The organism is Sphingobium sp. AP50, assembly GCF_900109095.1.
In the GTDB taxonomy this organism is placed as follows: domain Bacteria; phylum Pseudomonadota; class Alphaproteobacteria; order Sphingomonadales; family Sphingomonadaceae; genus Sphingobium.
On record NZ_FNYZ01000004.1, the window covers coordinates 234,381 to 255,226 of the forward strand.

At 64.4% G+C, this 20,846-nt stretch carries 16 protein-coding genes; 12 read left to right on the forward strand and 4 right to left on the reverse strand.

The features are described 5' to 3' along the window. The first annotated feature begins 167 nt into the window (after nucleotides 1-167). From BMY84_RS10495 to BMY84_RS10510, 4 genes are read left to right on the forward strand one after another with little or no spacing between them, the layout of a single operon-like run. Complete coding sequence (locus tag BMY84_RS10495; RefSeq protein WP_093083673.1) at nucleotides 168-1,058, forward strand: N-acetylmuramic acid 6-phosphate etherase; 891 nt, start codon at nucleotides 168-170, stop codon at nucleotides 1,056-1,058. 6 nt (nucleotides 1,059-1,064) lie between these two features. Continuing rightward, entirely contained in the window at nucleotides 1,065-1,796 is a 732-nt protein-coding gene (locus BMY84_RS10500) for a GntR family transcriptional regulator (protein ID WP_093083675.1), read from the forward strand. Further along, nucleotides 1,797-3,290, forward strand: coding sequence for a permease (locus tag BMY84_RS10505; protein ID WP_093083676.1), 1,494 nt, complete (start codon nucleotides 1,797-1,799; stop codon nucleotides 3,288-3,290). It abuts the gene before it with no gap. 9 nt (nucleotides 3,291-3,299) lie between these two features. Next, nucleotides 3,300-4,325: a serine hydrolase domain-containing protein gene (locus tag BMY84_RS10510; protein ID WP_093083678.1), complete on the forward strand. Its 1,026-nt coding sequence runs from the start codon at nucleotides 3,300-3,302 to the stop codon at nucleotides 4,323-4,325. A gap of 352 nt (nucleotides 4,326-4,677) precedes the next feature. On the opposite strand, the gene BMY84_RS10515 is transcribed toward BMY84_RS10510, so the two are convergent. Together BMY84_RS10515 and BMY84_RS10520 are read right to left on the reverse strand one after the other, a co-directional pair. Further along, the gene (locus BMY84_RS10515; RefSeq protein WP_093083679.1) at nucleotides 4,678-4,971 is read right to left on the reverse strand and encodes a type II toxin-antitoxin system RelE/ParE family toxin; all 294 of its coding nucleotides are present in this window, start codon (nucleotides 4,969-4,971) and stop codon (nucleotides 4,678-4,680) included. Then, nucleotides 4,959-5,237 carry a CopG family ribbon-helix-helix protein gene (locus BMY84_RS10520; protein WP_093083681.1) on the reverse strand — a complete coding sequence of 93 codons (279 nt, stop codon included), beginning with the start codon at nucleotides 5,235-5,237 and terminating at the stop codon, nucleotides 4,959-4,961. Before BMY84_RS10520 ends, BMY84_RS10515 begins: the two co-directional genes overlap by 13 nt. A 145-nt stretch (nucleotides 5,238-5,382) precedes the next feature. Here BMY84_RS10520 and dacB point away from each other — a divergent pair, with 145 nt between their 5' ends. Next, nucleotides 5,383-6,825 carry a D-alanyl-D-alanine carboxypeptidase/D-alanyl-D-alanine endopeptidase gene (gene dacB / locus BMY84_RS10525; RefSeq protein ID WP_256215202.1) on the forward strand — a complete coding sequence of 481 codons (1,443 nt, stop codon included), beginning with the start codon at nucleotides 5,383-5,385 and terminating at the stop codon, nucleotides 6,823-6,825. 166 nt (nucleotides 6,826-6,991) lie between these two features. Here the strand turns inward: dacB and BMY84_RS10530 are convergent, their stop codons facing one another. After that, nucleotides 6,992-9,373: a penicillin acylase family protein gene (locus tag BMY84_RS10530; protein ID WP_093083684.1), complete on the reverse strand. Its 2,382-nt coding sequence runs from the start codon at nucleotides 9,371-9,373 to the stop codon at nucleotides 6,992-6,994. Between the two features lie 407 nt (nucleotides 9,374-9,780). Between BMY84_RS10530 and BMY84_RS10535 the strand changes: the two genes are divergently transcribed. Together BMY84_RS10535 and BMY84_RS10540 are read left to right on the forward strand one after the other, a co-directional pair. Further along, a complete protein-coding gene (locus BMY84_RS10535) occupies nucleotides 9,781-12,651 on the forward strand; it encodes a TonB-dependent receptor plug domain-containing protein (RefSeq protein ID WP_218146939.1) in 2,871 nt (956 codons plus the stop codon). A gap of 166 nt (nucleotides 12,652-12,817) precedes the next feature. After that, nucleotides 12,818-13,300 (forward strand): hypothetical protein, encoded by a 483-nt coding sequence (locus BMY84_RS10540; RefSeq protein ID WP_093083685.1) that lies wholly within the window; start codon nucleotides 12,818-12,820, stop codon nucleotides 13,298-13,300. Between the two features lie 281 nt (nucleotides 13,301-13,581). Here BMY84_RS10540 and BMY84_RS10545 read toward each other — a convergent pair whose 3' ends face one another. Next, the gene (locus BMY84_RS10545; protein ID WP_093083742.1) at nucleotides 13,582-15,213 is read right to left on the reverse strand and encodes an N-acyl-D-amino-acid deacylase family protein; all 1,632 of its coding nucleotides are present in this window, start codon (nucleotides 15,211-15,213) and stop codon (nucleotides 13,582-13,584) included. A gap of 167 nt (nucleotides 15,214-15,380) precedes the next feature. On the opposite strand from BMY84_RS10545, the gene BMY84_RS10550 reads away from it, so the two are divergent. The 5 genes from BMY84_RS10550 (at nucleotide 15,381) to BMY84_RS10570 (ending at nucleotide 20,825) form a co-directional block, all read left to right on the forward strand. Further along, on the forward strand, nucleotides 15,381-16,265 hold the full coding sequence (locus tag BMY84_RS10550; protein WP_093015670.1) for a LysR family transcriptional regulator: 885 nt from the start codon (nucleotides 15,381-15,383) through the stop codon (nucleotides 16,263-16,265). A gap of 93 nt (nucleotides 16,266-16,358) precedes the next feature. Next, nucleotides 16,359-17,396 (forward strand): N-acetyltransferase DgcN, encoded by a 1,038-nt coding sequence (gene dgcN / locus BMY84_RS10555; protein WP_093083687.1) that lies wholly within the window; start codon nucleotides 16,359-16,361, stop codon nucleotides 17,394-17,396. A gap of 5 nt (nucleotides 17,397-17,401) precedes the next feature. Then, complete coding sequence (gene dgcA / locus BMY84_RS10560; protein ID WP_093083688.1) at nucleotides 17,402-18,394, forward strand: N-acetyl-D-Glu racemase DgcA; 993 nt, start codon at nucleotides 17,402-17,404, stop codon at nucleotides 18,392-18,394. Between the two features lie 7 nt (nucleotides 18,395-18,401). Beyond that, complete coding sequence (locus tag BMY84_RS10565) at nucleotides 18,402-19,631, forward strand: dicarboxylate/amino acid:cation symporter (protein WP_093083690.1); 1,230 nt, start codon at nucleotides 18,402-18,404, stop codon at nucleotides 19,629-19,631. A gap of 42 nt (nucleotides 19,632-19,673) precedes the next feature. Further along, nucleotides 19,674-20,825, forward strand: coding sequence for a M20 aminoacylase family protein (locus tag BMY84_RS10570; RefSeq protein WP_093083691.1), 1,152 nt, complete (start codon nucleotides 19,674-19,676; stop codon nucleotides 20,823-20,825). Nucleotides 20,826-20,846: the final 21 nt, after the last annotated feature.

Consider the following 20,846-nt stretch of genomic DNA (forward strand, 5'->3'; position numbering starts at 1 on the left):
ACAATACCAAATGAACGAAAAAGGGCAATTGGATTTATTTTGGTTGCATCGAAATGCGACAGGGACAATACCACATGCCAGAACTGCCGCTTGCACGCCCCCTTGCCTGCCGCGCATGAAGTTGAACCGATCACAGCCGGGCGTCAACGCCCTGCCACGGAGCAGATATGAGTACCGAAGCCATCGATCCGCGCTATGTCGATATCGACCAATGGCCGACCATTCGCGCGGTCGAAGCAATGCTGGAAGGACAGATGGCCGCCATCGCCGCGATCGGATCGCAGGCGGACGCCATTGCACAGGCCGCCGAAGCCGCTGCCGCATGCCTCGGCACGCAGGGCCGGCTGGTCTATGTTGGGGCGGGCACCTCCGGCCGCATCGCCGTGCAGGATGGCGTCGAACTCTACCCCACCTATAACTGGCCGCAAGAACGTCTCCTCTTCCTGATGGCCGGTGGCCTCGCTGCGCTGACCGAAGCGGCCGAAGGGGCGGAGGATGATGCCGACGCCGCCCGCGCCGAAATCGCCGCCGCGTCCATTGGCCCGCAGGACGTGGTGATCGGCGTCGCCGCCAGCGGCCGCACACCCTACACCCTTGCCGCCATCGCCGCCGCCCGCGCGGCTGGCGCGCTCACCATCGGCATCGCCAATAATGCTGGCAGCGCCCTGACCGACGCAGCCGATCATGGCCTGACCGTGGAAACCGGCACCGAAATCGTCGCCGGCTCCACCCGGATGAAGGCCGGCACCGCGCAAAAGGCGACGCTCAACATCCTGTCCACCGCCATCATGCTGCGCATGGGCCTCGTCTATCGCGGCCGCATGGTCAACATGCGCATCTCCAATGAAAAGCTGCGCTTGCGTGGAGAGGCCATGGTGCGCGACATTGCCGATGTGGACATGGCAGCCGCATCGCGCGCGCTGGATGCAGCGGGACAGGACATCAAGCAGGCGGTGCTGGTTGCCATGGGGGTGGCAACCGACGAAGCGCACCGTCTTCTTGAAATCCACGGCCAGAATCTGCCGGACGCGATGCGCGCCGTGCAAAGGGGGGAATAGGGCGAAATGCGGGAAAAACTGGTCGCGCGCGGGGAAGACGGGACGCCGCTCTACCTGCAACTGGCGCGCAATCTGCGCGATCATATCGAAAGCGGCGGCATCATACCGGGCAATGCCCTGCCGTCGGAACGCGACCTCAGCGAAATGGCCGGCATTTCGCGCGTCACCGTGCGCAAGGCGATCGAGCAACTGATCGAAGAAGGCGTGCTGTTCCGCAAGCAGGGTTCCGGCACTTTCGTCGCCCGCCGGATCGAAACGCCCGCCTCCGTCCTGTCCAGCTTCACCCATGACGCCCTGTCGCGCGGCGAAGATCCCGGCGTCATCTGGATGATGAAAAGCTACGCCCAGCCGACCGAGGAGGAGGCAGCAGCGCTCGCCATATCCCCCTCCGCCCGCGTCGCGCGCCTCGGTCGCGTGCGCCTGTCGGGTGGCGAGCCACTGGCGATCGAACATGCCATTGTCCCCGCCGATTGCCTGCCCGATCTCACCAGCATCGGCGACTCCCTCTATGAGGCGATGGGCCGCAGCGGCTTTCGTCCCACCTCCGGCACGCAGCGCGTCCGCGCCTCGCTCGCCACGCCGACCGAAGCCGGACTGCTCTGCGTTCGCCAGAATAGCGAAGTGCTGCGGATCGAACGGCTCACCCGCATTCCTGGTGGCCGGGCGGTCGAGTTCACCCGCTCCGTCTATCGCGGCGACCGCTATGACTTTGTGACCGAACTCAAGGAAATCGGCTGAATGACCGCATCGATCGCCGCCGACCTGACGCAAGCTCCCGCGCCGGAGCGCCCGCCGCTCCGCACGCTCGGCCTCTATCTCCTCCTCGGTTTTTCCGCCGGCCTACCCTTCTACATGTTCAACGCGGTGCTGACGCTGCGATTGGCGCGCCACGGCATCGACATCGTCGTTATCGGCTTCTTCGCCTGGATCGCGCTGCTGCCGACCTTCAAATTCGTCTGGGCGCCTTTGCTCGATCGCTACAGCGTGCCTGGTTTCTCCCGCTTTTGGGGTCGGCGGCGCGGCTGGATCATGCTGTCGCAACTCGGCATCTTCTTCTCCATGGTCGCCATGGCCTTTACCTCCAGCGACCAGAGCCTGCCGCTCACCGCCCTCTTCGCCATCCTGCTGGCCTTCTGGACCACCACGCTGGAAGTCGCAGCCGATGGCTGGCGCATCGAAATGGCGCCAACACAGGCGCAACAGGGGCCGATCGTCGCCGCCAACCTGTGGGGCTATCGCAGTGCCATGGTCGCGGCGGGCAGCGGCGCAGTGCTGGTCGCCGCCTGGGCTGACTGGACCTGGGCCTATCTGGCCATCGCCATCGCTGCCTTCCTGCCCTTCCCGATCCTCGCCGCCATGCGCCCCGAACAGGAAGGCGCCAAAGGCCGCACCAGCGCGCTGATCAGCGGCACCCTCGTCAGCCTCGCGATCCTCGCCATCACCGGCGGCGCCACCACGCTGATCGGCTGGCTGCTGCTTTCCGCCGTGCAGGGCGCGGGCTTCTCGGCCCAGACCAATGTCACGCCGATCGTGCTGGCGGTCGCCCTGCTCCCCTTTGCCGCTCTCGCCATCGCCCTGCCGCGCATCCGCCGCCTGCCTGTCGATGCACCTGCGAAAATGCCCGGCTTCATCGCCCCCTATGTCGATATTTTCTGGCGCTATGGCTATGCCGTGCTGCCGGTGCTGGCCTTCGTCTCCTTCTATCGCATGGGCGACGTGCTCACCCTCACCCTCTCGCATCCGCTCTGGAATGCGGCAGGATACAGCCTGGAACAGATCAGCATGGCCGACGGCGTCGTCGCGCTTACCTGCTCCATGGCCGGCGTCGCACTGGGCGGCCTTTGCGCCGCACGCCTGCCGATGACAGTCGCGCTCATCATCGGCGCCTGCGCCTCTGCGATCGGCAACTGGGTGTTCGTCTGGCTCTGGTATGCCGAACCCTCCGCCTTCGTCCTCTATGTCGCGGCGGGCGTTGACCAGTTCGGCCATGGGCTGGAGGGCGCGGTCTTCGTCGTCTATCTCTCCATGCTGGTCAGCCCGCGCTATCCCGGCACCCAATATGCCTTCCTGTCGGGCTTCGCCTTCCTGCTGCCCCGCCTGATCGGCGGCGCGGCCGGCGCGATCCAGAAGCAGATCGGCTATGACGGCTTCTTCATCCTGTCGGGCGCCTTGAGCTTCGCCGCCATCTTCTTCCTGCCGATCATCATGCGCGTTCGCGCCAGAACCGCGTAAGGACTCCCTATGATAGACCAAATCTGCGAAGCCGCCTTCGCCCCGGCGGCCGAAGCGGTCGCCAGCGGCCGCATCCCCGGCGCGACCCTTGGCGTGGTCAGCGCCGACGGCCACAGCGCCGTCCGCCTCGTCGGATCAGCCGCGATCCTGCCCGAACGCGAGGCCCTGACCCGCGATCACTGGTTCGATCTTGCGTCGGTGTCTAAAGTGATCGCCACCACCACCATGATCCTGCAACTGGCGGAGCAGGGCCGGCTCGATCTCGACCGCCCGCTGACCGACGCCATTCCCGACCTGCGCCAATATGACGTCGCCAACGCCGCCGAACGCAAGCTGACCTTCCGCGATTGCCTCGCCCATCGCAGCTTCTTCCCCGCCGTCGAGCCGATCTACACCTATGGCGACGATCCCGCGCGGCTGCGCGCCTTCGTCCTCCAGCGCGAATGGCGCCATGGCCCGCCGGTCTATTCCGATATCAACTTCATCCTGCTGGGCATCGCGATCGAGCGCATCACCGGCGCGCCGCTCAGCGACTGGCCGCTGGGCGATGGCCTGTCCTACGGCCCGCCTCCCGGCCCCGCCGTCGCGACCGAAGCGTGCAACTGGCGCGGCCACATGCTCAAGGGCGAAGTGCATGACGAAAATGCCGCCGCACTGGGCGGCGCGCCGGGCCATGCCGGACTGTTCGGCACGGTCGACGGCGTGTTGGGCTTTGCCAAAGCGATGCTCGACGGCTCGATCCTCTCCCCCGCCATGCTGGCCCAAACCCGCACTGCGCAACTCGGCCACCGCACCTGCGGCTGGGAACGTGCCTTTGCCGGCTGGTCGGGCGGCGACGCCTGCTCGGCCGAAACCATCGGCCATACCGGCTTCACCGGCACGGGCCTGTGGATCGATTTCGACCGCGGCCTCGCCTGGACCCTGCTGACCAACCGCGTCCACCCCACCCGCCACGCCGACAGCGGCATCTTCACCCTGCGCCCGGCCGTTGGTGATGCGCTGATCGGGGCGTGGGATGCTGAGCATGCTCATTGAAATTGATGGCCATAAAGTCGAATTTTTCGACTACAGGGAAATCTGCCAAGGCGGCCCGGAAGCATGCAATCTGTTGATTGATCAGAGATTGATCGAAGGACGCTTTGATCCCTCTCCTCTTTCGTTTGCAGGAAAATTGTTGATCCCAAAACGGAGAATTTCGTTCTTCAAGTCTGGCTATGTCCTCACAGCCATCGATTTGAATACTTGCGAAACACAGGATATTTCTAGAATCATACCCTATGAAATTGCTACAAATAACCGACGGCTACATTCAGTTTACTACGACAGCTTGGGGTTCGGAAACTGGTCGGCTCTCTCTCATTTGATAAGCCCTGCGACACCAAATCCCCTATTTATACCCAGCCTCCTTCTGTTGCCGCACCGCCAATATGATCACCATCGCGGCCTCGACGCGATATCGCACGACATAGCCGCTATCCCCGAAATCGATCAGCCATTCCCGATATTCTTCGGGCAGATCGTCCACCATCCGACCCATCCGGGGATAGGCGCCAAGCATCTTCACACCCTGCCGGATGGCCTCACCCGCCCGGCGCGCGGCGTCGAAATCCTTGGGTTCCAGAAAGTCTCGCAGGCGCTGCATGTCCCGGATCGCAGCCGGGGCGAAGATTATGGATGGCATAGCGGCGCTGGCAGTTCGTCCTCCGTTCCCCAACTGGCCAGCCATGTGTCGACCTCTTCAGCGGTGGCGTGCAGTCCGTTCGCCTGAAACGCCTCCCATGCCTTCACATTGCCCTGCCGCAGCGCCTCCCGCTTTTCCTCACGCTCGACATATTGCGCGATCGCTTCCCGCATGATCCAGTGCGCGCTGCGATCGCGGGCTTGCGCCAATTGCTGAACCCGCCCTTTCAAGGCCTCGTCCAGCTTGATCGATGTTGCCGCTGCCATGCATGTCTCCGGTAGCCAAGAGTATTACTTTTTCATACCCTTTCTTCACCGCATCGTCCACCGCCCCCACCTCATTGCCGCAAGTTATAGGTCGCGCCATTCACGCCCTATTCCACAGGTCTGCTTGCGGTCTATGATCCAGCCCATGCGTCTCATCCTGCCCCTGCTCGCCCTCACCCTGCCGCTCACCGGCCTTTCCGCCCAGAATGCGCCGCCGCCGCTGATCGCCGCGGTCGAACAGCAACTGGCGCAGGGGCCGGCCGGCACCCGCTATGGCTTGCTGGTCGCCACGCTGGAGGGCGAACCGATCCTCGCCATCGCGCCGGATCAGCGCTTCATCCCGGCCTCCAATACCAAGATGTTCACCACCGCCACCGCCTATGCCGGTCTGCCCGCGCTGGATGCAGCGGCGCAGGGCACCGGCGTCCGGCTGGATCAGGGCGACGTCATCCTTGTCGGCCATGGCGACGCACGCCTTTCCAGCGCGGACAATTGCACGACCGACTGCCTTCAGACGCTGGCCGACGCGGTCGCTGCAAAGACCCGCCACGTCCGCAACATTGTGGGCGACGACAGCTGGTTTCCCGACGAACGGTGGGGACCGGGGATGAGCTGGAACAATATCCAGTCGCGCTATGGCACCGGCATTTCCGCGCTGACGATCGACGATAATGAAATGACCGCCTCGGTCGCGCCCACCGCGATCGGTACCACGCCGACCGTCACCGCGCCCGCTTATTATGAGATCGACAATCGCGTCACGACCGTCCCCGGCAAAGGCGAGGCGATCACGGCCGACCGCGCACCCTATGGCCGCGTCATCCGCCTGACCGGCACGATCGGCGCAGAGGCGCAGCCGACCACGCTCCATTTCAGCATCGACGATCCGGCCCATTATGCCGCCTGGCGGCTGCGCGACCTGCTCGTCGCGCGGGGCGTGAAAGTCGACGGCACGGTCATGCCTCGCCATCGTCCGCTCTCGCCCGCCGATGATCCCGCCATCCGCAAAGGCGCCCCCGCAGCGCAACCGCCCGCGCCCGCCATGCTCGCGCAGCTCCCCACCTTGCCGCTGGCGGACGACATGCGCATCATCAACAAACAGAGCCAGAATCTTCACGCCGACCTGATGCTGCGCCGCGTGTCCCGCGCGCAGGCCAGCGGCTCGATCGCCGACGGACAGGTCGCGCTGCACCGGCTGATGACGCAGGCGGGCTTGCCCGAAACCAGCTATAGCTTTGCCGACGGATCGGGCATGTCCTCCTATAACCGAATTACCCCGCGCGCCGCCGTCACCCTGCTCACATGGATCGCGCAGCAGCCCTGGGGCATGGCCTGGCGCGAGACGCTGCCGATCGCCGGGCAGGACGGCACGCTGCGCGGCCGCTTCAAGGGCACGTTGCTGGAAGGCAAGCTGTTCGCCAAGACCGGATCGCTCAACGCCGCCCGCGCCGTTTCCGGCTATTTCATCGCAAAAAGCGGCCGCACTCTGGTCTTCTCCGCCCTTGCCAATGACATGCCCGACGGCACCGATGCACAGGCCACCGCCGCCGTCGACCGCGCGCTGGTCGAAATCGCCGAGGCTCTGTAACAACCTCCGCTCGTGTCGAGCGCAGTCGAGACACGGTCAGCGCAACCGCTTCTCGACTGCGCTCGAAGCGAACGGATTTTTCTAGAGCGGGATGCGTTCTTATCGAATCGTCATTGCGAGCGCAGCGAAGCAATGACGGCGTGGGTCAAACCAATCTCATCCCACTCTAGCCCGGCAAAATCTCCATCCGCTCCACCGCATGCTGCTCCACAGCGTCACGACTGAACCAGAGCGGCTGCATCTCGCCCGCCAGCCAGCGCGGATAGAAATCGCGATAGCGCGGCGATCGCGGGTCGGCCGACTGGCCGGGCAACAGCAGGAAGCGGCTATTGTCCCACGCCCCCACATCCGCGACCAGCAGATAGCTCGCGCCATGCGACACCTGATAGCCGCGCTTGGGATTGAAACCCCGCGCCATCGGCGTGAAGCCGTCGCCCCCGGAACGCCCGCCCTCGATCTTCGGAAAAGCCGCCGCGATGCCCGGCAGCGACGACAGAGGATGCGCGAGCGTCACGCGATGCAGATCGCCCCAGCGCCATTGCGTCGGATCAGCCCCGCCCTGCGCAACCGCCTTCTTCCACCCGGCGATCAGCGACCGTTCGATCAGCGCATCGCGCGCCAGATCCGGCACCGGCCCCAGCCGCTTGTCGGGCGCAGCCAATATCCGCAGCATTTCGAACAGATTGACCGACGGGATAAATTCCCGCGCCGCCGCCGGCACCACCAGATCGCGGAAGCCCGATTGCAGTTCGGGCATGACCATTTCGTAGAGCAGCGCCGCGCCGCTATCCGCCTCCAGCCCGCAATCCCAGCGTTTCAGCAAGGCCGCCGCCGGCTGCGCTTCTGGCAACAGCTTGTCCGGCAGCAATTTCACCAGCGCCCGCGCGGGGAGCGATTGAACATCATGCTGGAGCGCGATGCTATCCTCAATCCGATGCTTTGGCTGGCTGCGCAGCACTTCGGAAATGCGGTCGTAGCGGAAGGGATCGCTCCAGTCGAAACTGATGACCTTCTTGCCATAAGGATAATCGGCCGGAATATTAAGCTGATTGGCGGACGCGAACCAGCCTTCCTTCGGGTTATAGACGGACGGCATTTCCTCGACCGGCAATATCCCCGTCCAGTCGAAATCGCCGTCGCCCGGTGCGGGGAACAGGCCGTCATGCTTCGGGCGCATCGGCGTGAAGCCGATCGTCTGCCAGCCGGTATTACCGTCCACATCGGCATAATGGAAATTGGTTGGCGAGGTATGGATCTTGAACGCCTGCCGCAGCGACAGCCAGTCCTTCGCCAGATTGATCGCGATGATGGCAAAGCGCATATTCGCGCCCGGCAACATGCTGACCGTGGCGAAGGCGCTGGCCCGCTGCTTCGCCGCATCCTGCGCCACGACCGGCCGCCCCTGCGCATAGCGCAACGTCACCCGCTGTGCCGGCCCATCCTTGACCGCAATCTCATCCTCGAACGTTTCGAAGCGTTTCCACTGCCCCTTGTGCCAGTAACGCTCCGGGTCATTCTCGTCGGTGCGCAGGATGAACAGGTCGGTCTGGTCGATATGGAAATTGGTGCGGCCAAAGGCGAAATGGTCGGTATGCCCCTGCATGATCCCCGGCAGGCCCGGCGCGCCCGCGCCGATCACGTCCAGCCCCGGTGCGGTCAGATGGACCATGTGGCGCGGACTGGTGCCGCCAATGCCCAGATGCGGGTCGTTCGCCAGGATCGGCCGTCCTGTCGCACTGCGCGATGCGGCGATGGTCCAGGCATTGCTGCCTTGCGCAAAGCGATCGGCGCGGCGCTCCGCCCGGTCGAACGACGCTTCCTGAATCGCGTCAAACGGCACCGGCCGGTTCGCCGGGTCCAGCACGCCCAGATCCGCGTCGCTCACCGCCGCGCAATCCAGTCCGTCTGGCACTGTAAACTTCCACGCCGGGCGCAGCGGCGCCATCAGCGCATCCTGCTCCAGCAACCCCTTCGCCTGCATCTGCGCGCGTCGCACCTCATCATCGGCGTCGCCCATGCCGATGCCACGGTTGCGCACCAGATCATGCACGTCCCAGCGCAGCGGTTTCAGATCCAATATCCCATATTCCAGCGGCATCTGCGCCGGATTGGCCTCCAGTTCAGCGATCCGCGCATTGACGCCCGCCACATAACCCTTTGCACATTCCAGCACGCCGGGCGGCAGGCTCGCCAGTTCCGCGTCGATATCGCCGCGGTAGAGGAACAGCCGCGCCGCCTTGTCCGCCGCCACGAAGCGTGGGCCGAAGGCTTCGGCCATCCGCCCCATGTCGCGCCGATAATCCATGTCGATCTGGAACAGCCGGTCGCGGGCCACCAGATAGCCCTGCCCGAAATAGGCGTCGTGCAGCGACTGTGCCCGCACATGCGGCACGCCCAGTTCATCCTCGAGTATCTCGATCGGCGCCTTCGCCCCCACCGCCTTCATCCGCAACGGCTTCCCGCCCCGCACCACTGGCCTCGCCATCAGCCCGCCGGGCAAGGCGAATGCGGCCACACCGGCCAGAAGGAACGCACGACGCTGGATCAACACAGCCTCCTTATCTTGAACAGGGCGGAAACGACTATCGCAGCGGGACCGGACGGACCTATAGTAAGCCGACCAGCGCCCATAACTGCAAGCTATCCGTAACCCGACGGACCCGGGTCGCGCCACCCCACCATTCCCTTTGGCTATACCTGTATATGATCAAAGTAATACCAAATCTATTGACCAGCCGTGACCACCCTGTAACCTCCCCGTCATGGAAACCGGTTTTTCCTGCCTATCGGGCGGGTTTGATCGGGGACCGGTGACGGCAGAGTGGGAAATGGGCAGAGGCGCCGAACGCCTGCCCTGCGGTCATATGGTGAAGGGATGGGTCGGGCCAGATCGGCGCAGTACGCCGCGTACGCAATAACCGCGTACAGCCCCACCCTGTATTAAGGGGGTTTCCAATGCGTGATTTCAGGCGAATTCGTCGGTCCTTCGGCCATGCCCACAATCTTGGCCTGGCCATGTCGGCACTGGCGCTGGTCCATGCCGCTCCGGCACTGGCACAGGACAGCGCAGCCGCCCCGCAGGCGAGCGACGAAGCGGCACCGGTCGACCAGATCGTGGTCACCGGCACCCGAATCGTGCGCGATGGCTTCCAGTCACCCACCCCTCTCACCGTCATGACCCGCGACGATATCCAGAACCAGTCGCCCACCAATAACCTGGCCGATCTGGTCAACCAGATGCCGGCACTCGCCGGCAGCGCCCGCCCGTCCAACTCGCGCCTCGCCATCAGTTCGGGCCTGGCCGGTATCAACACCATGAACCTGCGCAATCTGGGCGAGGTTCGCACGCTGGTTCTGCTCGACGGCCGCCGTTCGGTCGGATCGACCATCACCGGTCTGGTCGACATCAACACCTTCCCGCAGGCGCTGGTGAAGAGCGTGGAGATCGTGACCGGCGGCGCCTCGGCCGCCTACGGGTCGGACGCGGTCGCCGGCGTCGTCAACTATGTGCTCGACAAGAAATATGAAGGGTTCAAGTTCGACGCCGACACCGGCATCACCGACAAGGGCGATGGCTTCAACTACAGCTTCAACGCCGCCATCGGGAAGAGCTTCGCCGGCGGGCGCGGCCATATCCTGCTGTCGGGCGAATATGCGCACAAGGATGGCATTTTCGAGGTCGATCGCGACTGGAACCAGCTCGGCTACCGCACCGTCACCAACCCCAATTATACCGCCACCAACGGCCAGCCCGCCAATCTGGTGGTGAAGGGCGCGGGGACGTGGAACAGCACGCCCGGCGGCATCATCCAGTCGCAGGTCGGCGGCACCAGCCTGCGCGGCACCTATTTCGGTCAGGGCGGCGTCGCCCAGCAATATCAGTTCGGCTCGCTCACCGGCGGAACGCAGACCGTGGGCGGCGACTGGGCCATCAACGACACGTCGCGCAACATCGGCCTCGACGCGCAGGATGATCGCCGTGGCGTGTTCGGTCGCCTCAGCTATGAACTGACCGACTGGCTCGAAGTCTATGGTGAGGCATCCTACAACTGGAACAAGACGCTGTTCAACGCCGGGCCGCAGGCCGCGACGATGACGCTGGCCGGTGACAATGCCTATCTTATCAATGCCCTGGGCAGCGCGGCGCTGGCCGGCGTCACCTCCGTCACGCTCGGCACCTCGGCCTCCGACCTGCCCTATCGCAAGAATAACAACAGCCGTGAGGTGCAGCGCTACACGATCGGCGCGGGCGGCGAATTCCAGATGTTCGGCAACAAGGCCATCTGGGACGCCTATGCCCAATATGGCCGCACCGATACGCATGAACTGCTGCGCGACATCATGAACACCTCGCGCATGGCGCTGGCCACCGACGCGGTGTTCGCCCCCGCCGGCAATGCGCTGGGCGTGGCGGCGGGCACGATCGTCTGCCGTTCTTCGCTGACCAATCCGACCAATGGCTGCGTCCCGCTCAATCGTCTGGGCACCGGCGTCGCCAGCCAGGCGGCGATCGACTATGTCATGGGCGATCCCTATCGCGACCAGACCTTCAAGCAGACGGTCGCCGGCATCAACCTGTCGACCACGCCCTTCGCCACCTGGGCGGGCGATGTCAGCGTCGCGATCGGCGGCGAATATCGCAAGGAAGAAGTGTCGGGCTACGTCCCCACCGAATATCAGACCGGCTGGTCGGTCGGCAATTTCCGCCCCACCTTCGGCAGCTATAATGTCAAGGAAGCCTATCTCGAAACCGTCGTCCCGCTGGGGCTGGGCGCCGAATTCAACGGCGCGGCGCGTGTAACCGACTATTCGACCTCGGGCACCGTAGCCACCTGGAAGGCGGGCCTGACATGGCAGCCGATCGAGGATATCCGCCTGCGCGGCACCCGCTCGCGCGACATTCGCGCGCCCAACCTCAATGAACTGTTCCAGTCGGGCACGTCGCGCACCAATACTTTCAGCACGTCGAGCGCCTATGGCGAATATGCGGGCAAGACCTTCCGCGAACTGACCACCGGCAATCTGGCGCTCAAGCCCGAAAAGGCCGACACGCTGACCCTGGGCGCGGTGCTGCAACCCCGCTTCCTGCCCGGCTTCTCCTTCTCGGTCGACTGGTTCAAGACCAAGGTGAAGGACGCGATCAGCCAATTCTATGCGGATGACATCGCCCAGCGCTGCACCGAAGGGCTTCAGTCCTTCTGTAGCGCCATCGTTGCCGATCCGCTTGGTGACCGCGATTATTATGTGACCGCCAGCCCGTTCAACTTCGCCAAGGTGACGGTGCGCGGCATCGACTATGAAGCCAGCTACCGCCTGCCGCTGGAAAAGATTTTCAGCAGCAGTTCCAGCAACCTGACGCTGCGTGCCACGGCCACCAACTATCTGGAAAATGTGATCGACAACGGCATTTCCACGCCCGTCGACACGGTCGGCCAGAATAGCGGCCAGTCCAGCACACCCGACTGGATCTTCCGCATGTCGGCTACTTTCGACACGCCGACCTACTCGATCACCGCCGTCGGCCGCGGCGTCAGCTCGGGTACCTACAACAACACCTATATCGTCTGCACGACCGATTGCCCGACCAGCACGGCCGCCAATCCGACGATCAACAGCAACCATATCAACGGCACTTTCTACACCGACCTCAACCTGACGGCGAAGATCAATGTCGGCGGCGCCGATGGTCAGTTGTTCTTCAACATCACCAACCTGTTCGACAAGGACCCGATCCTGCTGCCGGAAACCGGCCTGTCGGCCAACTCGACCTACAGCGACCTGCTGGGCCGCGCCTTCCGCGTCGGGGTGCGTTTCAAGACCAACTGAGCATTTTCGAAGCAGAGGACATCCTCTGCTGAATCGGAAAATGCGGAGAACAAATAAACTCGACATTGTCAGGAGGAACAGGGTGGCGGATCAACGATCCGTCACCCTTTTTCTTGCCCGCCATCATCAGCCTTGCGTCATCCAATCGCCACGATAACCTCACGCCATGCCGCCCTCCCTTGTCCGCCTGATGCTGCTCCCTTTGCTGTTCAGCGCAAGCACTGCGCAGGCGCTTTGCAGCTATGGCGGCAGGCTCTACGCCAAAACGATAGCCGCGCAGGAATATCACGACGCGCGCTGGGTGCTCCGTGCCCGCGTGATAGATGGAAAGGACTGGGAGTCCGCCGATACCAGCGGCACGCTCTATCGCCTTCGCCCGATCGAAACCTTCAAGGGCAGGCTGCCAGCCAGCTTCTCCTTCTCCACGGAGCGCAACAGCGGCGGCTTCTATCTGGATGGTGCGTCGGGGCGCCCCGATGTGGGCGGTGATTATCTGCTATTCCTGAACCCCGCACAGAAGGGGTCGGCAGGTCCGCTATCCGTGCGGTCCGCATTGCGCATCAATTATAGCTGCGGCCAGTCGCGGCCATGGCGGGAGGTGTCGCCCTCGGCACAAGCAGCCCTGCGACACCTTCGGGATCGCCGCTAAACCGTCATGACTTTGCTTTGTTCTACCTCGTCATTGCGAGCACAGCGAAGCAATCCACTGCACGACCATGAATTGCTTCGCTGCGCTCGCAATGACGATTTAGACTGATGTCATGGCACGCTAAACCGACGTTTCTGTCCTATTGCATGCCAGCATCCTATCATGGCCACGGCTCTTTCCACCGTCCCCGATGCCGGCACATCATCATAAAATGCCCAACATCTGTTCGATAATTTCAAGATTCACGGGGCATATGCGAAGTTAAGCGCGAACATTCCTATTCAGGAACATCCCGCTATCGGCTTGGGCCGCAGCAAGGCACGCCCCGCCTTCGCCCCCGTGGTCTGGCTGCCATCGACCGCCAGCGTCCCGTTGACGAACAGCTTGGCCACCCCGACGCTCAATTCGCGCGGATGCACATAGTCGGCGCGCGGCGCATAATGGGCGGGGTCGATCACCACCACATCGGCATAATAGCCCGCTTTCAGATAGCCGCGATGATCGATCTTGTAGATGTCCGCCGTCGCGCCGGTCGATTGCCGCACGAAGGTCTGAAGGCTGATCACTTTGCGGTCGCGGACATAGTTCACATATTTTTCGGGGAAGGTCGCAAACATGCGCGGATGGCCATCGGACCCGTCCGACGATGTCACGATCCAGGGCTGCTGCATGATCAGGTCGACATCGCCCTGCGCCATGTTGAACGAAGCGACCCCCGTCCCCTTGCCCTTCTTGCCCGGCTCGGTCGTCTCGATGCTCTGGCGAATGATGCGCAGCGCCGCGTCACGCGGATCGACCTGCCATTCGCTCGCCACCTGCTCCAGCGTCTTGCCCGTCCAGGGGAAGCCCTGCGCGATCAGCAGCAGCGCCTTCGGTCCGCCGCGACGGCGCATATTATTCTGCATCTCGTCGCGGATCTTGGCCAGCGTCGCCGGATCGTCCAGCCGCTTGACCAGCGCCTCGCCGCCGCCATCCACGGCCCATCCGGGCAACAACGATGCGTCCAGGCTCGATCCCGATGCCAGCCAGGGATATTGGTCGGCGGTGACATCCTGCCCCGCCTTGCGCGCCGCCTCGATCTCCGCAATCACCGCCGGGGCCTGCCCCTGCACATCGACGCCCAGCGCCTTCAAATGCGCGAAATGTACCGGCATCCCGGCCTGTTTGCCGATCGATATGGCCTCCCTCACCGATCCCAGCAGGCCGATAGAATAACTGGATTCGTCCCGCTGATGCGTGTCGTACAGGCCACCCCGGATCGCCGCTTCCTTCGCCACCACGACCACCTCTTCGGTCTTGGCGAAGCTCTGCGGCGGATAGAAAAGCCCGGCCGAAAAGCCGGTTGCCCCTTCGCACATGCCCTTGGCGACCAGCGCCTTCATCCGGTCCAGTTCCTGTGCATCGGGCGCCCGCGCGTCATCGCCCAGCACCTGCTGCCGCACCCGGCCGAAGCCGATGAAAGGCACGATATTCGTCCCGATGCCGGACGCCTCCAGCTTCGCCGCATCGGTGCCCACATCGGGCGTGCCGAACCCGTCGACCCCGATCATCACCGTGCTCACCCCCTGATCCAGCCAGGCGGCATTGACCCGCGTCGCGGCGTCGGGCGAGCGGATGAAGCTGTCGGCATGGGTATGTGCATCGATAAAGCCGGGGGCGACGATCATCCCCTTGGCGTCGATCACCTTCGCCGCCATCAATCCCTTGGCCCGGCCGACATAGACGATCCGGTCGCCCTTCAGCGCGATATCGCCGACATAGGGCTTGCCCGTGCCGCCATCATAGATGGTACCGCCCCGGATCAGCACATCCGCTTTCTCCTGTGGCGCGGCATGGGTGACAGCCGCGGCGGCGACCAGCCCTCCTGTCAGCAACGCGATACGGCAGCGACGGGAGAGGCAAGAAGAAGGCATGATCATGAAATCCCTGGCAAGTGAGCCTATTGCGCAACATGACCCGGATAACCGGCCGCCGTCCAGACCCGGCCGGTTGCGCGGCCTATAACCCGATGGCATGGTGGCCCTGAGAGCCCCCCGTCGTTGATCATAAGGACGGGTCGCAGCCAGAGGGGTCAACGCCTATGAACCTGCGCCAGATCGAGATTTTCCACGCCGTCTATCTGCACGGCACCGTCAGCGCCGCCGCCCGCGCACTCAACGTATCGCAACCCGCGGTGACGAAGGTGCTGCGCCATGCCGAAAAATCGATCGGCCTGCCGCTGTTCGAACGATCGAAGGGGCGACTGATCCCCACCCAGGATGCCCGCACCCTTTTCGACGAAGTGTCCGACATTCAGGATCGCGTCCGCTCCCTGCGGCAGGCGGCGCAGAATATGCGGCACGGGCGCGGCAGCCTGTTGCGCATTTCCGCCCTGCCCTCGCTGGGCCTGGGCGCCATACCCGATGCAGTGGCCCGCTTCCTGCGCGGCCATGAAGACATCATGTTCGATCTTCAGACGCTGCATCATGATGAAATGGTTCGAAAATTATATGAGCGCGAAACCGATATCGCGATCAGTTTCGAAGTACCCCTGTCCGCCCCGGTCGCCCATCAAGTGATTGGCGAGGGCGAACTGGTCGTCCTTTATCGCGAGGAGGATATGCCCGACGCCCCCGGCCGCCTCCATCTGGAGGAGTTGCGCGACCATAAATTCATCAGCCCGGCGCAGAGCGGCCCGATCGGCCGGGTGCTCTCCAGCGAGCTTTCCCGTCTCGACGTCGAACTGGATGAAGTGGTGTCGGCCCGCACCTATTATATCGCCGCCGCCCTTGTTCGCGCCGGGGTGGGCATGGCGATCGTCGATAATTTCACCGCCCATGCCTCGACCGCGCCCGGCCTGTCGAGCCGCCCGCTCCAGCCCGCCATCACCTTCGACATCAATGCCGTCTATCTCCAGAACCGGCCGCCGTCGAAGACCGCGTCGGAATTTCTGACCTTGCTGTCGGAGGTGATCGAGAGCCTATAGCGTCAGGCTATAGCCTATGTGGGCATCGATATTGGGGCTGTCGCCAACCCGGCGATAATACGGACCTCCCATCAGCACAGGTTCGACACATCCATGATCGCCACGCCCTATCTCCTCTATCTCGGCCACAGCAATGACGAGATCGGCATCAAGACTTCGCGCGGGCTGGCCGTGTTCCGGCCGGATATCTGCGTCGGCGAATTTCGCCATGACGATTGCGGCCTAACGCTGAGCCTGCCCCGCATGGACTTTGCCGCTGCTTATGCCGCTGGCGCACGGACTTTGGTGCTGGGCATAGCCAATGCCGGCGGCAAGCTGGGCGAGGATCTGGTGCGCGACGCGCTCGCCGCGATGGAGGCCGGGCTCGACATCGCATCGGGCCTGCATCAGCGCCTGAAGGACGAACCGCAACTGGTCGAAGCCGCCACACGCCTTGGCCGCGCCCTGCATGACGTGCGCGATCCCCGGCCCGACATCCCGGTCGGCAATGGCAAGAAGCGCGCCGGCAATCGCCTGCTGACCGTCGGCACCGACTGTTCGGTGGGCAAGATGTACACGACGCTTTGCCTCGCCCGCGCCCTGTCCGCGCGCGGCGTGCCCGCCGATTTCCGCGCCACCGGCCAGACCGGCATATTGATCGCAGGCGACGGCGTACCGCTCGACGCCGTGGTGGCCGACTTCATCTCCGGCGCGATCGAACAGATTTCGCCCGATCGCCATGACGGCGGCTGGGATCTGATCGAGGGTCAGGGTTCGCTGTTCCACCCCTCCTTCGCCGGCGTGTCGACTGGCCTGCTGCACGGCGCCCAGCCCGATGCGCTGGTGCTGTGCCATGATCCGATGCGCCAGAGCATGCGCGGCCTGCCCCATTATACCCCGCCGGGCCTGTCCGACTGTCTGGAAGCCAATCTGCGCACCGCCCGCCTCACCAACCCCGATGTCCGCGTCGTCGGCATCGCGCTCAACACCTCCACCATGGAGGAAACTGACGCGCTGGCGCTCTGCACCCGTATCGGCGACGAGTTCGGCTTGCCCTGTTCCGATCCCTATCGCATGGGTGTGGAGGCGATCCTCGACCGGCTGCTGGAAACGGACGCCGCGACGACCGCCCCCGCAACGGAGACTGCCTGATCCCCATGGCTCGCACGCTGACCGCTCTGGGGGAACGCTTCCCTCTCGCCACCCCCTTCCGCATCTCACGCGGGGTCAAGACCGCCGCTGATGTCGTCACCGTCACCCTGTCGGAAGGCGGCATCATCGGCCGGGGCGAATGCGTCCCCTATCCCCGCTATGGCGAAAGCGTCGAGAGCAGCATCGTCGAGATTGAGGCAATCCGGGAAGCGCTGGAAAGCGGCATTGATCGCCGCGCCCTGATCGACCTGCTGCCCGCAGGCGCGGCGCGCAATGCGGTCGATTGCGCCCTTTGGGATCTGGAATTGCGCCTTGCGGGCAGCGATATCGCCACGGCCATGGGCCTTGCCCGGCCGCTCCAGCCCATCGCCACGGCGATGACCGTGGGCCTCGACACGCCAGACGCCATGGGGCTGGCCGCCGCCGCGCTTGCCGACGTGCCGCTGATCAAGGTGAAGGTCGACCAGACCGATCCCGCCGCACAACTCCGCGCCGTCCGCGCTGCTGCACCCACCCCGCGCATGATTGTCGATCCCAATGAAAGCTGGGCGATGGCGGAGGTCAGCAATCTTCAGGCGTTGATGATCGACCTGCGCATCGACCTGCTGGAACAGCCGCTGCCCGCGCATGAGGATGGCGATCTCAACGGCTTTGCCTCAGCGATCCTGATCGCCGCCGACGAATCCATTCATGTCGCCGCCGATCTTGACAGCCTGCCCGACGGCTATGGCGTGGTGAATATCAAGCTGGACAAGGCTGGCGGCCTGACCGCCGCGCTCGATCTGGCGCAGGCCGCGCGCGCCCGCGGCCTTGGCGTCATGACCGGCTGCATGATCTGCTCGTCCCTTTCCATCGCGCCCGCCTGGGCTATCGCGGCAGACAGCGCCTTTGTCGATCTGGACGGACCACTCTGGCTGTCGGCCGACCGGGCGGGTGGCGTAACCGGAGATCGCGGTCATCTGCTGCCCGCGCAGCCAGGCTTCTGGGGCGGACTGTAACCCTCCGATGGCCGCATTAGCCCGCCGCTGGTTCGCCATCCCGCTCTGGCAGCGCGTCCTTGCCGGGCTGGTCGCGGGCGTGGCGCTCGGCCTCTTCTGGCCGGCCGCCGCACCCTGGATCGCCTTCATCGGTGAACTCTTTGTCCGCCTCATCCGCATGCTGGTCGTCCCGATCGTCTTCATCTCGATCGCGTCGGGCGTGACCGCGCTGGCCGATCCCCGCCGTATGGGTTCAGTCGGTGGACGCACCATCCTCCTCTTCGCCTTCACCACCGCCTGCGCCGTTTCGGTTGGCATGGCGCTGGGCCTGCTGATCACCCCCGGCGCGGGCGCGGCGCTGGGCAGCGCCATTCCCCACGCGCTGGGGGAGGCCAAGTCCCTGCATGACCAGTTGATCGGCATCGTGCCCGTCAACATCGTCCAGTCGCTGGCCGAAGGGGACATGCTGGCCATCATCTTCTTTGCCATGCTCTTCGGCTTCGGCGTCATCCTGGCCGGGGACGAAGGGCGCCCCATGGCCAATATGCTGCAATCGGCCAGCCGCGTGCTGTTCCACCTCGTCCGCCTTGTCATGGAAATCACGCCCTTCGGTGTCCTTGCTTTGATCGCCAAGGCCGTGGCCGACAATGGCGTGGCGGTCTTCACCAATATCGGTTGGCTGGCACTGTGCGTGCTGCTGGGCGTGATCGCGCAGATATTGCTCGTCCATCTGCCGCTCATCCGGCTGATGGCGCGCCTGTCGATCCGCCGCTTCTTCCGGGCAGCGGTCGATCCGCTGCTGGTCGCCTTCTCCACCGCCTCTTCGGCCGCGACCCTGCCGGTAGCCCTGCGTGTCGCGCAGGAAGATTTGCGCATCGAACCCGCCATCGCCTCCACCGTGCTGCCGATCGGCGCCAGCATCGGCAAGGATGGCACCGCCATGTATGTCGGCCTGCTGGCCGTCTTCAGCCTTCAGGCGCTGGGCGTTCATCCTGATCCGACGATGCTGGCGATCATGCTGCTGACCGGATCGCTTGCCGCTTTCGGCACCGCGCCGATCCCGTCCGCTTCGCTCTTCATGCTGGCGGCCGTATTGTCAGCGGTGGGCATTTCGCCCGAACAGACGGCGCTGGTGGTCGGCTTCGTCCTGCCCTTCGACCGGTTGCTCGACATGACCCGCACCATCGCCAGTGCCAGCGCCAACCTGACCGTCACCGCCGTGGTCGCGCGACAGGAAAGCGCGATCGAACCGGGCTGATAGCCCCTGTTCGCATGGCGGCGATGGCGTTAGGCTCTGGTCATGACCGACATTGCAGACCTGATCGAACCGCTCATCGCCTTTCGCCGCGATATCCATGCGCATCCCGAACTTGGCTTTTGCGAACATCGCACCGCCGGGCGGATAGCCGAACAATTGCGCGCGCTGGGGATGGATGTGCATGAGGGCATCGGCAAGACCGGCGTGGTCGGCGTGCTGCGCAACGGGACGTCGAACCGGGCGATCGGCCTGCGCGCGGACATGGACGCACTGCCGATCCACGAACAGACCAATCTGCCTTATGCCAGTACGACGCCGGGCAGTTTCCACGGCTGCGGCCATGATGGCCATGTCGCGATGCTGCTGGGCGCGGCGCAGCATTTGAGCCGAAGCCGCAATTTCGACGGCACCGTGCACTTCTTCTTCCAGCCCGCCGAGGAAGGACAGGGCGGTGCGCGCGAAATGGTCAATGAAGGCCTGTTCGACCGTTTCCCCTGCGACCGGGTATTTGGCCTGCACAATTGGCCCGATCTGCCCGCCGGCACGATCGCCACGCGGGTCGGACCGATCATGGGCGCGGCCGACCGTTTCGATATCCGGCTGGAGGGGCGCGGAGGCCATGCCGCCATACCGCAGGACACGCCCGACGCCATCGTGGCGGCGGCATCGCTGGTCCAGCAACTGAACATGATCGTTTCCCGCCGGATCGCGCCGACCTCTTCGGCCGTGCTGTCCGTCACCCAGATCCATGGGGGACATGCCCATAATGTCCTTCCCGATGTCGTGACGATCACGGGCACCGTCAGGACTTTCGATCCGGCGGTTCAGGACCGGATCGAACAGGCGATCCGCCAAGTCGCGGCCGGCGTGGCGATGGCGGGCGAACTGGCTGCCACGGTCGATTATCAGCGCCTCTATCCCGCGACCATCAACGATGCGGACGCCACACAGGAAGCGCTGGATGCTGCCGCGACCGTCGGGGAAGCAAGGCTGGCGCCCGATCCCGCCTTCACCTCTGAGGATTTCGCCTTCATGCTTCAGGCGTGCAAGGGCGCTTATATCTGGCTGGGCCAGGCCAAGCCGGAAGGGTCGGAGCCCCTGCACAATCCGCATTATGACTTCAACGACGACGTGCTGGAACTGGGCGTGAAGCTGCACGTCGCGCTGGCCGAACGGCATCTGGCGAGACGCTAGGCCCCGCCAGATACCCGTTCA

Excerpts from the sequence above, each read along its gene's own strand:
- BMY84_RS10495 (WP_093083673.1), top strand. The coding sequence starts at position 168 with ATGAGTACCGAAGCCATCGATCCGCGCTATGTCGATATCGACCAATGG.
- BMY84_RS10500 (WP_093083675.1), top strand. The coding sequence starts at position 1,065 with ATGCGGGAAAAACTGGTCGCGCGCGGGGAAGACGGGACGCCGCTCTAC.
- BMY84_RS10505 (WP_093083676.1), top strand. The coding sequence starts at position 1,797 with ATGACCGCATCGATCGCCGCCGACCTGACGCAAGCTCCCGCGCCGGAG.
- BMY84_RS10510 (WP_093083678.1), top strand. The coding sequence starts at position 3,300 with ATGATAGACCAAATCTGCGAAGCCGCCTTCGCCCCGGCGGCCGAAGCG.
- BMY84_RS10515 (WP_093083679.1), bottom strand. The coding sequence starts at position 4,971 with ATGCCATCCATAATCTTCGCCCCGGCTGCGATCCGGGACATGCAGCGC.
- BMY84_RS10520 (WP_093083681.1), bottom strand. The coding sequence starts at position 5,237 with ATGGCAGCGGCAACATCGATCAAGCTGGACGAGGCCTTGAAAGGGCGG.
- dacB (WP_256215202.1), top strand. The coding sequence starts at position 5,383 with ATGCGTCTCATCCTGCCCCTGCTCGCCCTCACCCTGCCGCTCACCGGC.
- BMY84_RS10535 (WP_218146939.1), top strand. The coding sequence starts at position 9,781 with ATGCGTGATTTCAGGCGAATTCGTCGGTCCTTCGGCCATGCCCACAAT.
- BMY84_RS10540 (WP_093083685.1), top strand. The coding sequence starts at position 12,818 with ATGCCGCCCTCCCTTGTCCGCCTGATGCTGCTCCCTTTGCTGTTCAGC.
- BMY84_RS10545 (WP_093083742.1), bottom strand. The coding sequence starts at position 15,213 with ATGCCTTCTTCTTGCCTCTCCCGTCGCTGCCGTATCGCGTTGCTGACA.
- BMY84_RS10550 (WP_093015670.1), top strand. The coding sequence starts at position 15,381 with ATGAACCTGCGCCAGATCGAGATTTTCCACGCCGTCTATCTGCACGGC.
- dgcN (WP_093083687.1), top strand. The coding sequence starts at position 16,359 with ATGATCGCCACGCCCTATCTCCTCTATCTCGGCCACAGCAATGACGAG.
- dgcA (WP_093083688.1), top strand. The coding sequence starts at position 17,402 with ATGGCTCGCACGCTGACCGCTCTGGGGGAACGCTTCCCTCTCGCCACC.
- BMY84_RS10565 (WP_093083690.1), top strand. The coding sequence starts at position 18,402 with ATGGCCGCATTAGCCCGCCGCTGGTTCGCCATCCCGCTCTGGCAGCGC.
- BMY84_RS10570 (WP_093083691.1), top strand. The coding sequence starts at position 19,674 with ATGACCGACATTGCAGACCTGATCGAACCGCTCATCGCCTTTCGCCGC.